The following is a 16,279-nucleotide window of genomic DNA, read 5'->3' on the forward strand; positions in this document are numbered from 1 at the left end:
GCGCTAACACGCGATTAACCGCCCGGCAATCGCACCGTCATGCACTTGTCGAACGTCGTCATCCGTTGGTGGAAACTGACGGAGAGCGAAGCGATGAATTGATTGCATCGATTAACATGGATCAACTTATCGATGAAACTTTATGGCAGCCCAATGGTTTGATGTTCCAGATGCCGCCCATTGGGGGTCGCCAGCCGGAAAATGACAACGTTATCATCATGACTGCCCGCATTCTCATCATAGAAGACGAATTTCTCGTCGCGCTCGACATGCAGGTCGGGCTGGAAGATGCGGGCTATGAGGTCGTGGGCGTTGGCGACGACTGGAAATCGGCCATGAAACTGGCCGAACGGGCACCGACCGTGGCGCTGGTCGATATCAACCTGTGCGATGGCGCGACGGGCCCTTCGATCGGCGCGTGGCTGGGCCAGGAAATCGGCTGCACGGTGATTTTCGTGACCGCAAATCCGCGCCAGATCGATATTCCCATTCCCGGCGCTCTGGGCGTCATGATCAAGCCTGCCGACAGCAGGCAGGTGGTCGAAGCGATCGATTTCGCGCTCGCTGCGCGCAGTGGTGCCGGCACGCCGACGCCGCCGCCCGGGCTGATGCTGCTCTCTTCCTGAGTATTTGCAAAGCTTGATCGGCGATCTGCGAAGTTGCAAATGTAACCTTCAGACAGGCGCGCCGTCGACTCGTTTCAGTCGCGAAGCCGACACCTTCATATCGACCCGCAGGCCTTCGGGCAGCCAATGGCGTTCAATAGCGCCCGCCAGCTGCTGGGTAATGGCCAGCTGAACCAGCCGCGTGCCGAAGCCCGTTTCGTCAGGCTCGCCCGCGACGACAGGCCCCTTGTCCTCGATCCAGCTGATCGCGACGACATCGTCATCCTGCGCGACCACGATCTGCACGGAGCCGTCTTCGGATGACAAGGCACCGTATTTGGCCGAATTGGTGGCCAGCTCGTGAAAGACGAGGGCGATCGGTGTCGCGCTGCGGTCATCGATTTCGGGGTCGTCGCCGCTGATCGTCAGCCGCCCGGCACCCAGCGCCGGATAGGCGCTCAATATTTCGGTGAGCAGTCCGCTGAGGGTCGATGCGATATTGACCGGGCGCGATTGCTCGCTGTGCGGCCTGGCAAATTCATGCGCGCGGCCCAGCGCGGCGATGCGGTCCTGCAGTTCGGCGGCCATCGGGCGCAGCTGGGGGTTCTGCCGCGCAGACATGCCGATCAGCCCGTTGATCACCGCAAAGATGTTCTTGATCCGGTGGCTGAGTTCGCGGCTCAGGACCTCGTTTTCCTCGGCCATCATCTTCGATTCATGGATATCGGTGCAGGTGCCGATCCAGCGGACGATCTCTCCGGATTCGTTGCGCAATGGCAATGCGCGCCCCAGCGTCCAGCGATATTCGCCGCTATGGTGGCGCAGCCGGTAGTTCACCTCATATGGCTCGCCCGTGGCCAGCGAATTCCGCCATATTCCCCAGGCATAGTCCTGATCGTCAGGGTGGAACATGTCGTTCCAGCCTTCGCCATCGGTCGACCCGGGCGGAACGCCGGTAAATTCGTACCAGCGCGCGTTGTAATAGTCGTGATAGCCGTCGGGCAGGGTGGACCAGACCATTTGCGGCATCGCATCGGTCAGAATGCGAAAGGCCGAATTCATCCGCTGCAACGTGTCGCGGGTCGCCACCACGCCTTCCTCGCCCTGGCCGCGGGTGACGCCAAAGGCTTGCGAGAGAAAATCGAGTTCAGACATTCGGTCGGCTTTCTAGCGGACCTCTCCGCTCAGGAACAGTTCACGGGGGCTCAGCCCCGCGGTGAGGGGAACCAGCTTGAATCCAAAGCACTGAACCGGTCGACGAAACGCGCCAGTTCAATCAGCTTCGGTTCGTCAACCAGCGTCACCGTGCTGCGGTTCCGCGTGATCAGCTTTTCCTCGGTCATTTGCCGGATCAGGCGGTTGACGTGCACCTGGGTGAGCCCGACCGCATCGCCCAGATCACTCTGGGTCAGCGGAATGCGGACGACGGGATTGTGCTGCCCGCTGACCGCGCGCATCCGCGCCGCTATCGACAGGAACAGGTTGGCGAGCCGCGCCTTGCCCTCGCTGCGCCCCAGCGCGCGCAGCCGATCGTAAAGGTCGATGCTTTCCATCTGGCTGATCGAGAAGAACAGCGCAGCCAGGCGCGGATGTTCAATGAAGGTCTGGCCCAGCGCGCGGCGCGGGAAGCGGCACACCACCATATCGGTCGCGGCGACGATGCTGGACGGGGCATCGCGAAAGGCGATTCCCGATGCGCCGATCATGTCGCCGGAAAAGTGGAAGCGGAGGATCTGGCGCTTGCCCGACGGCAATCGGCTCTCGGACAGCGCCCAGCCCTGATGGACGATCAGCAGCTCCGAAAGGTCGTCGCCTTCCTGCCAAAGCATGCTGCCGGAGCTGTATTCGCGCGGCTCTTGCTCCAGATGGGCAATTGCCTTGTTCTCGGCGGGGGTGAGGTCGAGATAACGGTTCAGCCGGACAACAAAACAACTGTCGGACATGGTCGGGCTCCTGCAGAAAGGGGCATTCAGCCGACCTGCCGAACTGCCCCGTCAATCGATCTCGGTCTTGTAGTCGGCGCCACACTTGTAGGCAGGCGACGAAAAATATCCAGCAAATTCAGATTATTAACATATGTTATAAATATGCGCTGCTGCACAGAAACCACGTACGCGCCGGTGGCTGAAACGATCCTGAAAATCAGTGATTGCGTGTCGCAGCCAATTCCATAAAGTTGACGCGAACGTAAATTTACGCAGAGAGGATCATCACGTCATGACGCTCATCGAGAGCCCGTCCCCATCTGAAACCGCTGCCGAAAAATGGGCGCCGCCTGCCGGATGGCCGGCAATGTCGCTTGGGCAGATCGAGGCGATGCTGTGCGCCGCCGGCCAGCCGTTCGAGATGGAGACGGTTTCGGTCGAGGGGGTGGCGACCCGGTGCTGGAAGAACGCGCCGCCGAGCCTGGCTGCACTGGCCCAGATTGCCCGCATGCATGGCGACAAGACCTTTCTGGTCTATGAGGATGAGCGCGTCAGCTATGACGCCTGGTTCCGCGCCACGGCCACCCTGGCCGCGCATCTCCAGGCTGCCGGGATCGGCAAGGGCGACCGCGTGGCATTGGCCATGCGCAACCTGCCCGAATGGCCGGTGGCCTTTTTCGCGATTGTCAGCATCGGCGCGATCGCGGTGCCGCTCAACGCCTGGTGGACCGGCGCGGAGCTGGCTTATGGCCTGGCCGATTCCGGCGCGAAGCTGCTGATCGCCGATGCCGAGCGGCTGGACCGGATCGCGCCGCACATGGGTGAACTGGGCGCATTGGGTTCCATGCTGATCAGCCGCAGCCTGGGCACGTTGCCCGAAGGCGCATCGCGGCTGGAAGACGTGATCGGCGCGCCGCCTGCTTATGGCGACCTTGCCCCGGCGGAGCTGCCTGTCGTCGATATCGCGCCCGATGATGCGGCGACCATTTTCTATACCTCGGGCACCACCGGCAACCCCAAGGGCGCGCTGGGCAGCCATCGCAACATGACGACCAATATCCTGACCACCGCCTATGCCGGGGTGCGATCGTCGCTGCGCAGGGGCGAGGCGCCGCCCGCGCCCGAGCCTGCGGTGATGCTCACCGTGATACCGCTGTTCCACGTCACCGCGTGCAGCGCGGGCATGACCGGCGTGATGTTCGGCGGATCGACGCTGGTGTTCATGCACAAATGGGATGCGACCAGGGCGCTCGAGATCATCGAGCGCGAGCGGGTGACCGCGACCGGCGGGGTGCCGACCATCGCCTGGCAGCTGATCGAGCATCCCGACCGCGACAAATACGACCTGTCCTCGCTCAAGTCGATTTCCTATGGCGGCGCGCCCTCTGCGCCCGAGCTGGTGCGCAAGATCCGCGAGGTGTTCGGCGCGCTGCCCGGAAATGGCTGGGGCATGACCGAAACCATGGCGACGGTGACCAGCCACACGGCAGAGGATTATCTCAACCGTCCCGACAGCTGCGGCCCAGCCGTGCCGGTCAGCGACTTGAAGATCATGGACGCCGATGGCGTCACCGAACTGCCGGTGGGTGAGGTGGGTGAGCTCTGGGCACGCGGGCCCCAGATCGTGAAGGGCTATTGGAACAAGCCCGAGGCGACGGCGGCGACCTTTGTCGATGGCTGGGTGCGCACCGGCGACCTGGCGCGGCTCGATGAGGAAGGCTTTTGCTATATCGTCGATCGCGCCAAGGACATGATCATCCGTGGCGGCGAGAATATCTACTCTTCAGAGGTCGAGAACGTGCTGTACGATCACCCGGCGGTGACCGATGCGGCGCTGATCGGCCTGCCGCACCGCACCCTGGGCGAGGAACCGGCGGCGGTGGTGCATCTGGCCCCCGGCACGAGTGCGACCGAAGCCGAGCTGCAGGCCTGGGTGCGCGAGCGGCTGGCCGCGTTCAAGGTGCCGGTGAAAATCGTGTTCCACCACGAAACGCTGCCGCGCAACGCCAATGGCAAGATCCTGAAAAAGGACCTTTCCGGACTGTTTGGCTGAGCAGCCTGGCCCGGGCCCCAGCGCGGGAGCCCGGGCCGGCGATCAGGCGAAAACGCTGGCCAGCTGCTCGCTGCTCGCGCCTTCCTTGGTCCCACGCAATTCGATATAGACGGCGGCGATGCCAGCGGCACCCACCGCTGCGCTCACCGTGCTCAGCACGGCGCTGCTGACCACCGAGAGACTGGGGCTGATCAACGAGATGATCCCGATCGGGATGCCGATGATCGTGCTGAAGATGATGAACACGATGATCAGCCCGAGCAGCTTGAGCCGCGACCCCTTGGTCAGCGCCGAACTGCGGCTGAGCGCGTCCGATACGCTCAGATTCTCGACCATCATCGCGGGCACCGCCACCATCCACATCAGATAGAGGATGATGCCGGGAATGATGAGCATGACCAGCCCGATGCTGATGCCGATTGCCACGACAATGCCCAGGCCGATCAGCGGCAGCAGCTTGCCGATCGCGCGGCTGACGCATTCGCCGAAATTCACCGGTCGGCCTGCGATATCATTGGCCGACGCGACGATCAGCGAGGCCTGCAGGATGATCGACAGGAACAGGAACAGGACATAGCCGACGATGCTGCTGACAATCGCGGTCGGGCCGCCGAGCAATGCCGTCGGATCGGCCAGCGAAGGCGTCACGAACATGCCGATGCCCAGTTGCGGCAGACCCACGATGATCAGCGAAAGCCCCAGAAACAGGGCGGCGTTGCGCGCGATGACGCCAAAGGTGTTCGAAAACACGTTGGATATGCTGAACTCGGCAGGCTGGCTCGCCATATCAATACTCCCGGTTGATTGTCCCAAGCGACCGAATCTTGTTTTGCGGTCAGCCTAACATGTGCCAGCGAACGGTCCAGTGCGGTTGATCACCTGCAAATCGCCTTGCTCCCTCGGCGCGCTTCTGCAATCACCCGCGTTGTGACTGCTGGCCCGGCCCTTACTGCACCTCGCCGCGAAGGTTTTGATGCGGCCTATGACCAGGTGCGCGGCGATGGCAGCATCCAGTTCACGCCCGATTTTTCCAAGCCAGCCGATCCACCGCCCGAATGGTGGAGCGATTTTTCCAGATGGCTGGGCGAACTGCTCGAGCCGCTGATCAAGGCGATCGCCTATGCCTGGCCGGTGCTGAGCAAGGTCCTGCTCGTGGCGTTGATCGCGGGAGTCCTGGTGCTGCTCTGGGTGATCCTGGCGCCCTATATTGCCGACTGGCGCGAACGTCGCGCGGGCGTGCAGCCCGACTGGGTGCCCGATCAGGCGCAGGCGCGCGCCTTGCTGGAAGAAGCGGACAGGCTGGCTGTGGAAGGCCGGTTCGACGAGGCAGCGCATCTGCTGCTGTACCGGTCGATCGAGGATATCGCCGCCAAGCGCCCCGATCTGTTGCGCCCTTCAAGCACCACGCGTGAGATCGGTGCGTTCGATGCACTTTCGCAAAGGGCGCGCCAGGCCTTTGGCGTCATCGCAGGGCATGTCGAGGCGAGCTTCTTCGCGCGCCGCCCGCTCGATCGCAGCGCGTGGGACAGCTCGCGCGAGGCCTATCGCGCCTTTGCGCTGGACGGCGGCTAAGATGGCGAGCGAGACCGGCGGCTCCCCCTTTGCGCGCGGCACGGTGCTGCTGATGGTCGCCATCGGCTTCGCCGCGTTTCTGGCGCTGCTCTATGCGATCGGGGCAGGCGGGGCGCTGCGGAAGGGCAATAATGGCCAGGCGCATGGCGCATCGGCAAGCATCGTCGGCTATTCGGCTCTTGGGCGTCTGCTCGAGAACACGGGAACGCCGGTTCGCTACGGACGCAGCCCGGTGGCGGTGCAGCAGCAGGACCTGCTGATCATCACCCCCGAGATTTCCGCCGATCCGACCGAACTTGCCGCCCTGGTCAACCAGCGCGCCTTTATCGGCCCCACGATCATCATCCTGCCCAAATGGCAGGTGTCCCCTCTTGATGGCCTCAAGAGCGGCTGGGTTCAGCTCGATTCGCCATGGGTGGCGATGCAATCGCCGCAGATCCTGTCGCAGCTGGTCACCGCCAGGACGCGGCTCGAAGGCGTCAGCCCTCAGTTTTCGCAGTTTCCCCTCGTCCAGGCCGAAACGCCCGAGCAGAAGACCGCGATGCTGAAACAGGCGCTGAAGGCGCGGGTAACGATTACCGGCGACAAGCTGAAGACCGTGCTGGCCGATCCGGCGTCCGGCGCAGCGCGGGTTGCGGTCATCGACGATGGCGGCTGGTATCCCTCGCTGGATGCCGATGCGTCGGCCGAGCCGGGTTCCGGCGTGCAGCAGGGGCGCTATCCGGTCGTGATCGTTGCCGATGCCGACCTGATGAACAATATGGGGCTGGCCAACCGCAAGACGGCCGCGCAGGCGTTGCAGATTGTCGATGCAGCCTGGTCGGGCGGCGGTGAAGGCGTGGTGTTCGACCTCACCCAGAACGGCCTTGGCGCGTCGGAAAACCTGCTCTCGGTCGCGTTCCGCCCGCCCTTTGTCGGCGCGGTCGCCAGCCTGGTGCTGGCAGCGATCGCCTTTGCGTGGATGGCCTTCTTCCGCTTTGGCCCGCCCTTGTCGGATGAGCGGCCCTTTGGCTTTGGCAAGACGGCGCTGGTGCGCGGCAGCGCGGCGCTCGTCCGCCGGCTCGGGCGCGATCATCTCGTCGCCAATGCGTATGCCGATCTGCTGCGCGATCGTGCGGCCCGCGCGCTGGGTCTGCCGCCATCGCTGCCGCCCGATCAGGTCGATGCAAGGCTGGCCCTGGTGCCTGCCGATGGCGAGGGCCGAAGCTACGAACAGTTGTTGAACGACATGCGCAGCGCGCGCGACCGGCCCGCCATCGCGGCCGCTGCGCGCGCGCTTTATGGATGGAAAAAGGACCGGATGGGATGAACTTGGCCGATATCAACGCTTTGGGTGATCGCATCCGCGCCGAAATGGGCAAGGCCATTATCGGGCAGGACGAGATCATCGATCATCTGCTGATCGCGCTGTTTTCCAGCGGGCACGTACTGCTGGAAGGGCCGCCGGGGACCGCCAAGACCTTCATGGCGCAGTGCTTTGCCGCGTGCCTGTCGCTCGATTTCGGGCGCATCCAGTTCACCCCGGACCTGATGCCCGGCGACATCATCGGATCCAACCTGTTCAACTTCCAGACCAGCCAGTTCACGCTGACGCGCGGTGCGATCTTCACCGACCTGCTGCTGGCCGACGAAATCAACCGCACCCCGCCCAAGACCCAGGCCGCGCTGCTGGAGGCGATGCAGGAGCGCAGCGTGACGCTGGACGGCACGCGGCATGCGCTTTCGCCGCATTTCATGGTGGTGGCGACCCAGAACCCGATCGAGCAACAGGGGGTGTATCCGCTGCCCGAAGCCCAGCTCGACCGCTTTCTGTTCAAGCTGCTGGTCGGCTATCCGGATGCGGCAGAAGAGGCGCGGATCGTTGCCGAATATGGCAAGCGCAGCGGCGTGCAGCGTCCCGATGCCTTTGCCATCCAGCCGCAGGTAACGGCCGAGGAGCTCAGCGCGGCGCGCGCTGCCGTCGGCGAGGTCAAGCTGGTCGATGAGGTCGTCGCCTATATCGTGCGGCTGGTGCGGGCGACGCGCGAGACGGCGGATTTCGAGAGCGGAGCTAGCCCGCGCGCTGCGATCATGCTGGCCAATGCGGCGCGCGCACGCGCTGCGCTTCAGGGTCGCGACTATGTGATCCCCGATGACGTCAAGCAGCTCGCAGCCTCGGTGCTGCGCCACCGCACGCTGCTGTCGCCCGCCGCCGAGATCGAAGGTCGCCGCGTCGAGATAATCGTCGCCGATCTGGTCGAACGGACCGAGGCGCCGCGTTGATCGGAGCCTATCCGACCCTGCGTGCGGGCCTGCTGATTGCAGGCGGTGCGCCGCTGGCGATTGCGCTGGCGGCGTTCACACCGGGATTGTGGGCGCTCGGCCCCGCCTGGTCGGGCGCCGTTTTGCTGCTTGCGCTGATCGATGCGCTGATTGCGGGCAGGGCGCGGGATATTGCGCTCATCGTGCCGGCGAGCAGTGAGCTGGGCAGCGATGTTCGCATCGCTATCGAGGCCGAACTCGCCGCCCAGGTTCCTGTCGTGCATGCCCAGGCGAGCATTGCGGTGGCGAGCCGGATCGTGCCTGGCGGACGCGGCTTTGCGAAGTTGCAAAGCTCGGATCGCAAATCGGCACTGCGCGGCGAATTCGCTCTGTCGCCGGTGCGGCGCGGATCGCTGGAGATCGAGCGGTTATGGCTGCGCTGGCAAGGGCCGCTGGGCCTGGGCTGGCGTCAGGAAGCGCGGGCCAGCGGGGAGAGCGTCGCCATCCTGCCCGATATCGCGGCGGTGCGCGCGCCGGCGCTGCAGATATTCCTGAAGGAAGCGATCTACGGAATCCTGGCGCGGCAGATGCGCGGCGAGGGGAGCGAGTTCGAGGCGCTGGTCGAATATCAGCCCGGTTTCGACCGGCGATCGATCGACTGGAAAAGCTCTGCCCGGCACTCGAAGCTGCTGGCGCGCGAATATGATACCGAACGCAACAACCAGATCGTCTTCGCGCTCGATAGCGGATCGGACATGTGCGAGCCGGTCGCGGGCCTGCCGCGGATCGACCGCGCCGTCTCGGCAGCGCTGCTGACCAGCTATGTCGCGTTGAAGGCGGGCGATCAGGTCCGCCTGTTCTCGTTTGCCGCCCGGCCCGAGCGCGCGACACCCTTTGTCTCGGGCAGCCGCAATTTTTTCCGCCTGCAGTCCGAGGCGGCCGGGATCGACTATCGCTTCGAGGAGAGCAACTACACGCTGGCCCTCTCGACGCTCGCTGCGCAACTGCAGCGGCGATCGCTGATCGTCGTGTTCACCGACTTTACCGACCCAACCAGTGCAGAACTCATGCTCGAATCGGTCGGTCGGCTGATCGACCGGCATCTGTTGCTGTTCGTCGCGATGGAGGATGAGGAGCTGCTGTCCCTGGTCGACCAGCCGCCCGATACCAGTGAAATGGTCGCACAAAGCGTCGCGGCGGCGAGCCTGCTGGCGCAGCGCCGCATGGTGATCGCACGGCTGCGACATATGGGGATCGATGTGGTCGAGGGGCGGCATGACGAGATCGGTACGCGGCTGATGAACGCCTATCTCAAGATCAAGCGGCGGGGGCAGCTGTGAGCGGCGCTGCCATGCAAGCCTCGGGCGAACAGGCCGTGGCCGCCGCAGTGCTGCGCAGCGACCGTTTCCGGCTGGAGCGCGAGCGTGACTGGCAGCGGCTCGACGCCATGGTCACTGCGATGGAGAAGGGGCGGCTCAAGAAGCTGTCCGACAATGACGTCATGGCATTGCCGGTGCTCTATCGCAACCTGCTCTCCAGCCTGTCGATCGCGCGCGAAAGCTCGCTCGATGCGGGGCTGATCGCCTATCTGGAATCGCTGACGCTGCGCGCGTATTTCATCGTTTACGGCACGCGCACGACGCTGGGCGGCTGGTGCCGCGGCTTTTTCGGCGGCGGACTGAGCCGCGCGGTGCGCAGCATTTGGCCGGACTTGCTGGTGGCGCTGGCGGCCATGGTCGCTGGCGCAGTGCTGGGCTTCTTCCTCGTCGATGCGGACACGCAATGGTACTACCGGCTGGTGCCCAGCCAGTTCAGCGACGTGCGCGTGCCGGGTGCCTCGCGTGAGGCGCTGATGGGCACCTTGTTCAGCGATACGGAAAAAGAGGGGCTCTCGGTCTTCGCCGCCTATCTGTTCAACAACAATGCCCAGGTCGCGATCATGGCCTTTGCGCTGGGCTTTGCCTTTGGCGTGCCGACCTTGCTGCTGCTGGTGTACAATATGGTGGGCCTGGGTGCGATGCTCTGGGTATTCGCGTCGCGCGGGCTGACGGTCGAGTTTATCGGCTGGCTCTCGATCCATGGGACGACCGAGCTGCTCGCCATCCTGCTGGCCGGGGGCGCAGGGCTGCATATCGGGCGGGCGCTGGGCTTTCCGGGTCCACGCAGCCATCTGACCGCTTTGGGCGATGCCGGGCGAAGGGCAGCGCAGGTGATGGCGGGGGTGATCGTGATGCTGATCTGCGCGGGGCTGCTTGAAGGCTTTGCCCGCCAGCTCGTCCAGTCGACGGCCATGCGCTATGCGATCGGCTATGGCGTGCTGGCGGTCTGGCTCACCTATTTCTTTGCCTTCCGCCCGAGGCGCGTCTGATGGCGCGCGCTGCCGATCTGGGACGTACGCGCGGGGCCGATCCCAAGCTCAAGCGTACGCTGGTGACGCCCGAGGGTGTCGCGCTGGACGTGGCCATCGCTCCTGCCAGCGCGCGCGTCGGGGCGTTGTTCATCGATCTGAGCGCGCTTTTCGGGATGTTTGTCGCGTTCGTCCTCACGATCCTGCTGCTGGTCTGGGGCTATGAGCGGGCAGGGCTGCCATCGGTGTCCGATGGCGTGCTCAACTTCCTGTTCATCCTGTTCATCATCGGCACGTTTCTGGCGCGCAATGCCTATTTCCTGTTCTTCGAGCTCGGGCAGCGCGCCGCGACTTGGGGCAAGAGATCGGTGGGCATTCGCGTGGCTGCGCGCGATGGCGGACGATTGACCGCAGAAGCGGTGATCGCCCGCAATCTGCTGCGCGATATCGAGATGTTCCTGCCGCTGATGTTCATGACATCGGGCGGTGTGCAGGGCACGCTGAGCGAATTTGCCGCCTGGAGCGGCATCATCTGGGTCGGCATCTTCCTGCTGTTCCCGTTGCTCAACAAGGACCGGCTGCGCTGCGGCGACCTGATCGCCGGGACCTGGGTGGTGCAGGCGCCCAAGGCCGTATTGGGCGCTGTAGTTGCGACTGGCGCGCCAGCCAGTGCCGAAGTCGCAGCGCTGCCCGCCGACCGCTACCGGTTCAGCGAGGCCGAGCTGTCGGTCTATGGCGAATATGAGCTGCAGATGCTGGAGCAAGTGCTGCGCAACGGCAATGCCGAGGCGATGGAGACGGTGGCGGCGACGATCTGCGGCAAGATCGGCTGGACTCCGCCGATCGGCGATGAGCGTGCGTTTCTCGAGGCCTATTACACGCAACTGCGCGCCCGGCTGGAACGCGCAATGCGTTTCGGCCGAAGGCGCGCTGACAAGAACAGCTGATAAGGGGCGGCGGCGTAGCCGATCAGGCTGCGCCGAGCAGTCCGGTCACGACCTGAGCCGACGGCGGGCGCAGCGTGCGCATCGCCTGTTCGGGGTCGCCAAGCATCGACTTTGCAACCTGCCGCGCGAAATCGTCGAGCGACTTGGGCAGCTCGGCCGCGGCGGCCGCCTTGGCGAGGCTCTCCATCGCACCGCTGGTGGCAGTGGGGCGATTGACGAGATTGATCACGCCATCATTGGCCGGCCTGCTGGGGGCAGGGTCGGTATTGGTCGGTGCGACATCATTGGCCTGATAATTGGGCCGGATGTACACCGTCCGCATCGAAGGCGAACCGGGAGGGTCTGAATTATTGATCATGGCACGGGGTCCTGACAGAATTTCAGGATGACCTTGCCATGCGCTGCGTTAAGGCGGGCTTCAGGAAAATGGCGTCCGCTGCGTTAAGCATGTCGCAAAAACGGATGGCTAGGCCCGTCCTGCCGACAGCTTCGCCCAGGCCAGATCCGCGAACTCGCATAATAACGGCCGCGTCTCGCGCGGATCAATAATATCTTCGACGGAAAAATGCTCAGCGCTGCGGAACGGGCTGCGCACCTTGTTCAGCCGGGCGCGGATTACCGCCAGATGCGCTTCAGGGTCCGTGCTCGCCTCCAGCTCGGATTTATAGGCCACCTCGACCCCGCCCTCGATCGGCAGCGATCCCCAGTCGCCACTCGGCCAGGCAAAACGATACTGGAAACGCTCGGCGTTCGACATGGCAGAGCCCGCAATTCCATAGGCGCGCCGGACGATGACCGAGGCCAGCGGCACCTTGGCGCGGTAGATGGCATTCATTGCGTTGACGCCATAGCGGATCGTGCCCGCGCGCTCGGCATCCGCGCCGATCATGAAGCCGGGATTGTCGACCATATGCACGATCGGCAGGCGGAACTGGTCGGCCAGCTTGACGAACCGTTCGGCCTTTTCGCTGGTCTTGGCCTCCCATGATCCGCCCAGAAAGCTGGGGTCGCTGGCCAGTACCGCGACCGGCCAGCCGTTGAGCCGGGCGAAGGCGGTGATGACCGCACGGCCCCAGCGGCGGCCCATTTCGAAGACGCTGCCCTGATCGAACACCTGCGCCAGCACGCGCCGCATCGCATAGACCTGGCCCGGATCGCGTGGCACCGCGGCCAGCAGCGCTTCCTCGCGCCGATCGCTGGGGTCATCGCAGGGCACGCGCGCTGCCAGGCCGTCGACCGAGGAGGGCAGATAGGAAAGGAACCGGCGCGCCACGGCAAAGGCCTCGGCCTCGCTCGCCACCTCTTCATCGACAACGCCATTGCGGCAATGGATTTCGGTGCCGCCCAGCTGCTCCTTGTCCACGGTCTCGCCGATCGCGGCGGCAACGGCGGGGCCGGCGGCGAACAGCTGGGACAGGCCCTTGACCATCACCGAATAATGGCTGGCGACGGTTCGCGCCGCGCCCAGCCCTGCAGTGGGGCCAAGCGCCAGCGCGACCACGGGCACGGTCTCGAGATTGGTGACGATATGGTCCCAGCCGGGCACCATCGGGACATAGGTATAGCCCATGGTCTCCAGCGTCTTGACCGACCCACCGCCACCGGTGCCGTCGATCATGCGGACCAGGGGCAGGCGCAGTTCGTGCGCCATCGCCTCGCATTGCACGAACTTGCGGTGCAGAGCGGCATCGGCGGCACCACCGCGCACGGTGAAATCATCGGCGCTGGCCACGACCGCGCGGCCATCCAGATTGCCGCGTCCAAAGATGAAGTTGGAGGGGGCAAGATCGACCAGATCGCCGTGGTCGTCATAGCTGCCCCGCCCGGCGATCTTGCCGATTTCGCGAAAGCTGCCGGGATCGAGCAGGGCATCGATGCGCGCGCGCGCATCCATCTTGCCGCGCGCATGCTGCCGCGCGACCTTGTCTTCCCCGCCCATCTTCTCGGCCAGCGCACGGCGCCGGGCAAGCTCGTCGATCTCTTCCTGCCAACTCATGCCCTGACGCTAGCGCGGCGGGAGGCAGCGGTCACGCAGGAATGTCAGCCCTTCTTCTTGGCCATGGATTGGACCGCACCTAGCGTCAGCTTGACGTGATCGCGATAGTCCATGTCGTCATGGACGAAGGTCACGCGGCCATTGGGCGCAACCACCATGCTGGTCCGTCCGGTCATGTTCGGACGCCCGGCAAGGCCCACGCCATAGGCCTGGATCATCTGCGGCGTCGCCTGCGCGACGGTGAACTTGCTCTGGCACGCCTCGGTCGAAAATTTCTTCAGCTCGTCAATGCCGTCGGCAGACAGGCCGATCACGGTGGCGCCGGCCTTTTTGAAATCGGCCATGCGGCTGGCAAACTCATGCGCCTCGGCCGTGCAGCCGCTGGTAAACGCCTTGGGGAAGAAATAGAGCACGACCGGGCCCTTTTTCAGCTCGCTGGCGAGGCTCAGCTTATAGGCCTTGCCTGCCTTGGCACCGGTGGTGGTGAACATCGGGGCCTTGCCGCCGATCGCGATCTTGCCCGCATCGGCAGCGAGCGCCGGAGCTTGTGCGATGATCGCGGCGGACCCTGCGGTCAGGGCGAGGGCGGAAAGCGAAATTGCAAATGCGCGCATGGCGAAGGACCCCTTTGTCTGTGCTGACAGCAACTTAGGGAGGCCGGGGCCAAATTCCAGCGCCTCAGGCAAATTCGCGCGCGATATCCTCTGCCCCTGGCCCGGCGAGCTGGCGATAGATCCCGGCATAGACGCAGACCATCAGCACCGAGAGAAGCGTGCTCATCACCGCATCGACCAGGATGGTCAGCGTGTCGCCAATCGCCCCGTCAAGTGCCAGCCGGATGATGATGCCGAACACGGTGACGCTGGTGATGTAGACGAAAAAGGCGGTGACCGCGACGATGACCAGGAACAGCAGGATACGCCCGCTATTGCCCTTGGTCAGCGCCCAGGAGCGGCGCATCGGCGCGATGATCGTGTGCGACCGTTCGGCCACCATCACCGGGCCGGCAGCAATCAGCTTCACGAAAATGTAGATGCCCGGAAGGACGAAGGCGAGCGAACCGAGAAAGGTAAGTACGCCGCTCAATACCCCCATCGCGTAATAGGGCAGGATGATAGCGAGCCCGCGGCGCATGGCATCGCCGACATTCGGGCGGCTGGCATCGAGCATCAGCACCAGCATGACGATGCTGGCAAAGCCGTTGAGCAGGCCGATCAGCACGATCCACACCAGATTGTCGGAATAGAATTGCTGCATGTTCGCATAAATCGCGGAGATATCGGCATCGGGCGGCGATACCGGGGGCGGCGCGAACATCGCAAAGGCAAGGCTTGGCAGCAGGATGAACACACCCGCCACGCTGAGCAACAGCTCGCGATTGGCGCGGAAAAGCTGCATCACGTCGTTCCAGCAGCCGGAAAGATCGAGCTTGCGCGTCATGGCGGGATTGGCCTCACTGGCTAAAGCGACTAAAGGCTTGCGCTAAACGCCGCACGGGCGCTGCGCAAGGCATTTGGCGCACCATCCGTCGCGCGCTGAGGCAGGACCGATGGCAGCAAGCTTGACCACAATCGACCAAGACCAGATGGCAGCGCCCGAATGGCGGGTATCGCCGGGACTGACGCCCTATCCCCAGGCTCTGGCCGAGATGGAAGCGCGCAACAGCGCGATCGAGCAGGGCGAGGCGGGTGAACTGCTATGGCTGCTCGAACATCCCCCGCTCTACACCGCCGGCACCAGCGCCGATCCTGCCGAGCTGCTCAGCCAGCAATTCCCGGTGTTCGATACCGGGCGCGGCGGGCGCTATACCTATCACGGGCCGGGCCAGCGCGTCGGCTATGTGCTGCTGGACCTGCGCCAGCGCGGCAAGGATGTGCGCTGCTTCGTCCACGCCGTCGAAGGCTGGGTGATCGCTGCATTGGCTGATCTGGGGGTGCCCGCCCGCCGCGCCGAAGGGCGGGTAGGCATCTGGACCGATAACCGGATGGGCCAGGAGGCCAAGATCGGGGCCATCGGCGTGCGCGTGCGTCGCTGGGTGACGATGCATGGCTTTGCCGTCAACGTGAACCCGGACCTTGCGCATTTCGGCGGCATCGTGCCGTGCGGCATTGCCGAATATCCGGTCACCAGCCTCGCCGATCTGGGCGTCGATGCGACCATGCCCGATCTGGATGCCGCGCTCGCGCGCCACCGGGATGCCTTTCTTGCAGGTCTGGGCGGGGCATGCCAAAGCGAGGCGAAAGGGAAGGGACGCACATGACGCAGAAACCTGTGATTTTCGGAGCGCTGCTGGCTGCGCTGGCGCTGTCGGCATGCAACGACAAGCCTGCCGACAAGACCGCCGTCGCACAGGGCAGCACGCCCGAAGGCACGATCAGCGACGAACTGCCCGATCTGGAACTGCTGCCCAATGATGCGCCGCTGGCCGATCCGGCTGATCTGCCGCCGGTGCCCGGCGTTGCGCCGGTGGCACCGGCGACGGGCGAGGCCGCCACGCCCGTTGCAGATGCGCCGGCGCCCGCCGCACCCGCTGCTGCGCCAGCCGAGCCGAAGCTGGAAGGGTCGATCGCGGAATAAGATGCTATCCGGCACG

At 64.6% G+C, this 16,279-nt stretch carries 16 protein-coding genes and 1 pseudogene; 10 read left to right on the forward strand and 7 right to left on the reverse strand.

The genetic code is table 11. The annotated features are described in order from the left end of the window. The first annotated feature begins 218 nt into the window (after nt 1-218). Nucleotides 219-626, forward strand: coding sequence for a response regulator (locus tag OU999_02735; protein WAC24129.1), 408 nt, complete (start codon nt 219-221; stop codon nt 624-626). Between the two features lie 48 nt (nt 627-674). Here OU999_02735 and OU999_02740 read toward each other — a convergent pair. Together OU999_02740 and OU999_02745 are read right to left on the reverse strand one after the other, a co-directional pair. After that, nucleotides 675-1,655 (reverse strand): annotated as a pseudogene (locus tag OU999_02740) (PAS domain-containing protein). Between the two features lie 155 nt (nt 1,656-1,810). Next, nucleotides 1,811-2,548 (reverse strand): Crp/Fnr family transcriptional regulator, encoded by a 738-nt coding sequence (locus OU999_02745; GenBank protein WAC24130.1) that lies wholly within the window; start codon nt 2,546-2,548, stop codon nt 1,811-1,813. A 274-nt stretch (nt 2,549-2,822) separates the two neighbouring features. On the opposite strand from OU999_02745, the gene OU999_02750 reads away from it, so the two are divergent. Next, complete coding sequence (locus tag OU999_02750; GenBank protein ID WAC24131.1) at nt 2,823-4,583, forward strand: class I adenylate-forming enzyme family protein; 1,761 nt, start codon at nt 2,823-2,825, stop codon at nt 4,581-4,583. Nucleotides 4,584-4,625: 42 nt separating this feature from the next. On the opposite strand, the gene OU999_02755 is transcribed toward OU999_02750, so the two are convergent. Continuing rightward, nucleotides 4,626-5,369, reverse strand: coding sequence for a hypothetical protein (locus OU999_02755; protein WAC24132.1), 744 nt, complete (start codon nt 5,367-5,369; stop codon nt 4,626-4,628). Between the two features lie 141 nt (nt 5,370-5,510). On the opposite strand from OU999_02755, the gene OU999_02760 reads away from it, so the two are divergent. The 6 genes from OU999_02760 to OU999_02785 are packed head-to-tail and all read left to right on the forward strand — an operon-like array spanning nt 5,511 to nt 11,690. Next, nucleotides 5,511-6,155 (forward strand): hypothetical protein, encoded by a 645-nt coding sequence (locus OU999_02760; GenBank protein ID WAC24133.1) that lies wholly within the window; start codon nt 5,511-5,513, stop codon nt 6,153-6,155. Nucleotide 6,156: 1 nt separating this feature from the next. Further along, on the forward strand, nt 6,157-7,464 hold the full coding sequence (locus OU999_02765; GenBank protein ID WAC24134.1) for a DUF4350 domain-containing protein: 1,308 nt from the start codon (nt 6,157-6,159) through the stop codon (nt 7,462-7,464). Beyond that, entirely contained in the window at nt 7,461-8,417 is a 957-nt protein-coding gene (locus OU999_02770; GenBank protein ID WAC24135.1) for a MoxR family ATPase, read from the forward strand. The genes OU999_02765 and OU999_02770 overlap by 4 nt, the downstream gene beginning before the upstream one ends. Then, entirely contained in the window at nt 8,414-9,736 is a 1,323-nt protein-coding gene (locus OU999_02775) for a DUF58 domain-containing protein (protein WAC24136.1), read from the forward strand. The genes OU999_02770 and OU999_02775 overlap by 4 nt, the downstream gene beginning before the upstream one ends. Nucleotides 9,737-9,747: 11 nt before the next feature. Continuing rightward, nucleotides 9,748-10,764: a stage II sporulation protein M gene (locus OU999_02780; GenBank protein ID WAC25331.1), complete on the forward strand. Its 1,017-nt coding sequence runs from the start codon at nt 9,748-9,750 to the stop codon at nt 10,762-10,764. Continuing rightward, complete coding sequence (locus tag OU999_02785) at nt 10,764-11,690, forward strand: RDD family protein (protein WAC24137.1); 927 nt, start codon at nt 10,764-10,766, stop codon at nt 11,688-11,690. The genes OU999_02780 and OU999_02785 overlap by 1 nt, the downstream gene beginning before the upstream one ends. Before the next feature lie 22 nt (nt 11,691-11,712). Here the strand turns inward: OU999_02785 and OU999_02790 are convergent, their stop codons facing one another. The 4 genes from OU999_02790 to OU999_02805 all read right to left on the reverse strand — a co-directional run bounded on the left by OU999_02790 (nt 11,713) and on the right by OU999_02805 (nt 15,126). Further along, on the reverse strand, nt 11,713-12,048 hold the full coding sequence (locus tag OU999_02790; GenBank protein WAC24138.1) for a hypothetical protein: 336 nt from the start codon (nt 12,046-12,048) through the stop codon (nt 11,713-11,715). A gap of 108 nt (nt 12,049-12,156) precedes the next feature. After that, entirely contained in the window at nt 12,157-13,686 is a 1,530-nt protein-coding gene (locus tag OU999_02795; GenBank protein ID WAC24139.1) for a methylmalonyl-CoA carboxyltransferase, read from the reverse strand. Between the two features lie 44 nt (nt 13,687-13,730). Next, nucleotides 13,731-14,300, reverse strand: coding sequence for a peroxiredoxin (locus tag OU999_02800; GenBank protein ID WAC24140.1), 570 nt, complete (start codon nt 14,298-14,300; stop codon nt 13,731-13,733). Nucleotides 14,301-14,364: 64 nt separating this feature from the next. Next, a complete protein-coding gene (locus OU999_02805) occupies nt 14,365-15,126 on the reverse strand; it encodes a glycerophosphoryl diester phosphodiesterase membrane domain-containing protein (protein ID WAC24141.1) in 762 nt (253 codons plus the stop codon). 145 nt (nt 15,127-15,271) lie between these two features. Between OU999_02805 and lipB the strand changes: the two genes are divergently transcribed. Together lipB and OU999_02815 are read left to right on the forward strand one after the other, a co-directional pair. Then, a complete protein-coding gene (lipB, locus tag OU999_02810) occupies nt 15,272-15,946 on the forward strand; it encodes a lipoyl(octanoyl) transferase LipB (protein ID WAC25332.1) in 675 nt (224 codons plus the stop codon). Further along, a complete protein-coding gene (locus tag OU999_02815; GenBank protein WAC24142.1) occupies nt 15,943-16,263 on the forward strand; it encodes a hypothetical protein in 321 nt (106 codons plus the stop codon). Before lipB ends, OU999_02815 begins: the two co-directional genes overlap by 4 nt. Nucleotides 16,264-16,279 lie beyond the last annotated feature (16 nt).

Origin of the sequence: Blastomonas sp. SL216 (assembly GCA_026625625.1) — a bacterium.
Taxonomy (GTDB): Bacteria; Pseudomonadota; Alphaproteobacteria; order Sphingomonadales; family Sphingomonadaceae; genus Blastomonas.

Coding starts and splice junctions, on each gene's coding strand:
- OU999_02765 (WAC24134.1), top strand. CDS start 6,157: ATGGCGAGCGAGACCGGCGGCTCCCCCTTTGCGCGCGGCACGGTGCTG.
- OU999_02790 (WAC24138.1), bottom strand. CDS start 12,048: ATGATCAATAATTCAGACCCTCCCGGTTCGCCTTCGATGCGGACGGTG.
- OU999_02780 (WAC25331.1), top strand. CDS start 9,748: ATGCAAGCCTCGGGCGAACAGGCCGTGGCCGCCGCAGTGCTGCGCAGC.
- OU999_02770 (WAC24135.1), top strand. CDS start 7,461: ATGAACTTGGCCGATATCAACGCTTTGGGTGATCGCATCCGCGCCGAA.
- OU999_02805 (WAC24141.1), bottom strand. CDS start 15,126: ATGACGCGCAAGCTCGATCTTTCCGGCTGCTGGAACGACGTGATGCAG.
- lipB (WAC25332.1), top strand. CDS start 15,272: ATGGCAGCGCCCGAATGGCGGGTATCGCCGGGACTGACGCCCTATCCC.
- OU999_02800 (WAC24140.1), bottom strand. CDS start 14,300: ATGCGCGCATTTGCAATTTCGCTTTCCGCCCTCGCCCTGACCGCAGGG.
- OU999_02750 (WAC24131.1), top strand. CDS start 2,823: ATGACGCTCATCGAGAGCCCGTCCCCATCTGAAACCGCTGCCGAAAAA.
- OU999_02785 (WAC24137.1), top strand. CDS start 10,764: ATGGCGCGCGCTGCCGATCTGGGACGTACGCGCGGGGCCGATCCCAAG.
- OU999_02745 (WAC24130.1), bottom strand. CDS start 2,548: ATGTCCGACAGTTGTTTTGTTGTCCGGCTGAACCGTTATCTCGACCTC.
- OU999_02755 (WAC24132.1), bottom strand. CDS start 5,369: ATGGCGAGCCAGCCTGCCGAGTTCAGCATATCCAACGTGTTTTCGAAC.
- OU999_02815 (WAC24142.1), top strand. CDS start 15,943: ATGACGCAGAAACCTGTGATTTTCGGAGCGCTGCTGGCTGCGCTGGCG.
- OU999_02735 (WAC24129.1), top strand. CDS start 219: ATGACTGCCCGCATTCTCATCATAGAAGACGAATTTCTCGTCGCGCTC.
- OU999_02795 (WAC24139.1), bottom strand. CDS start 13,686: ATGAGTTGGCAGGAAGAGATCGACGAGCTTGCCCGGCGCCGTGCGCTG.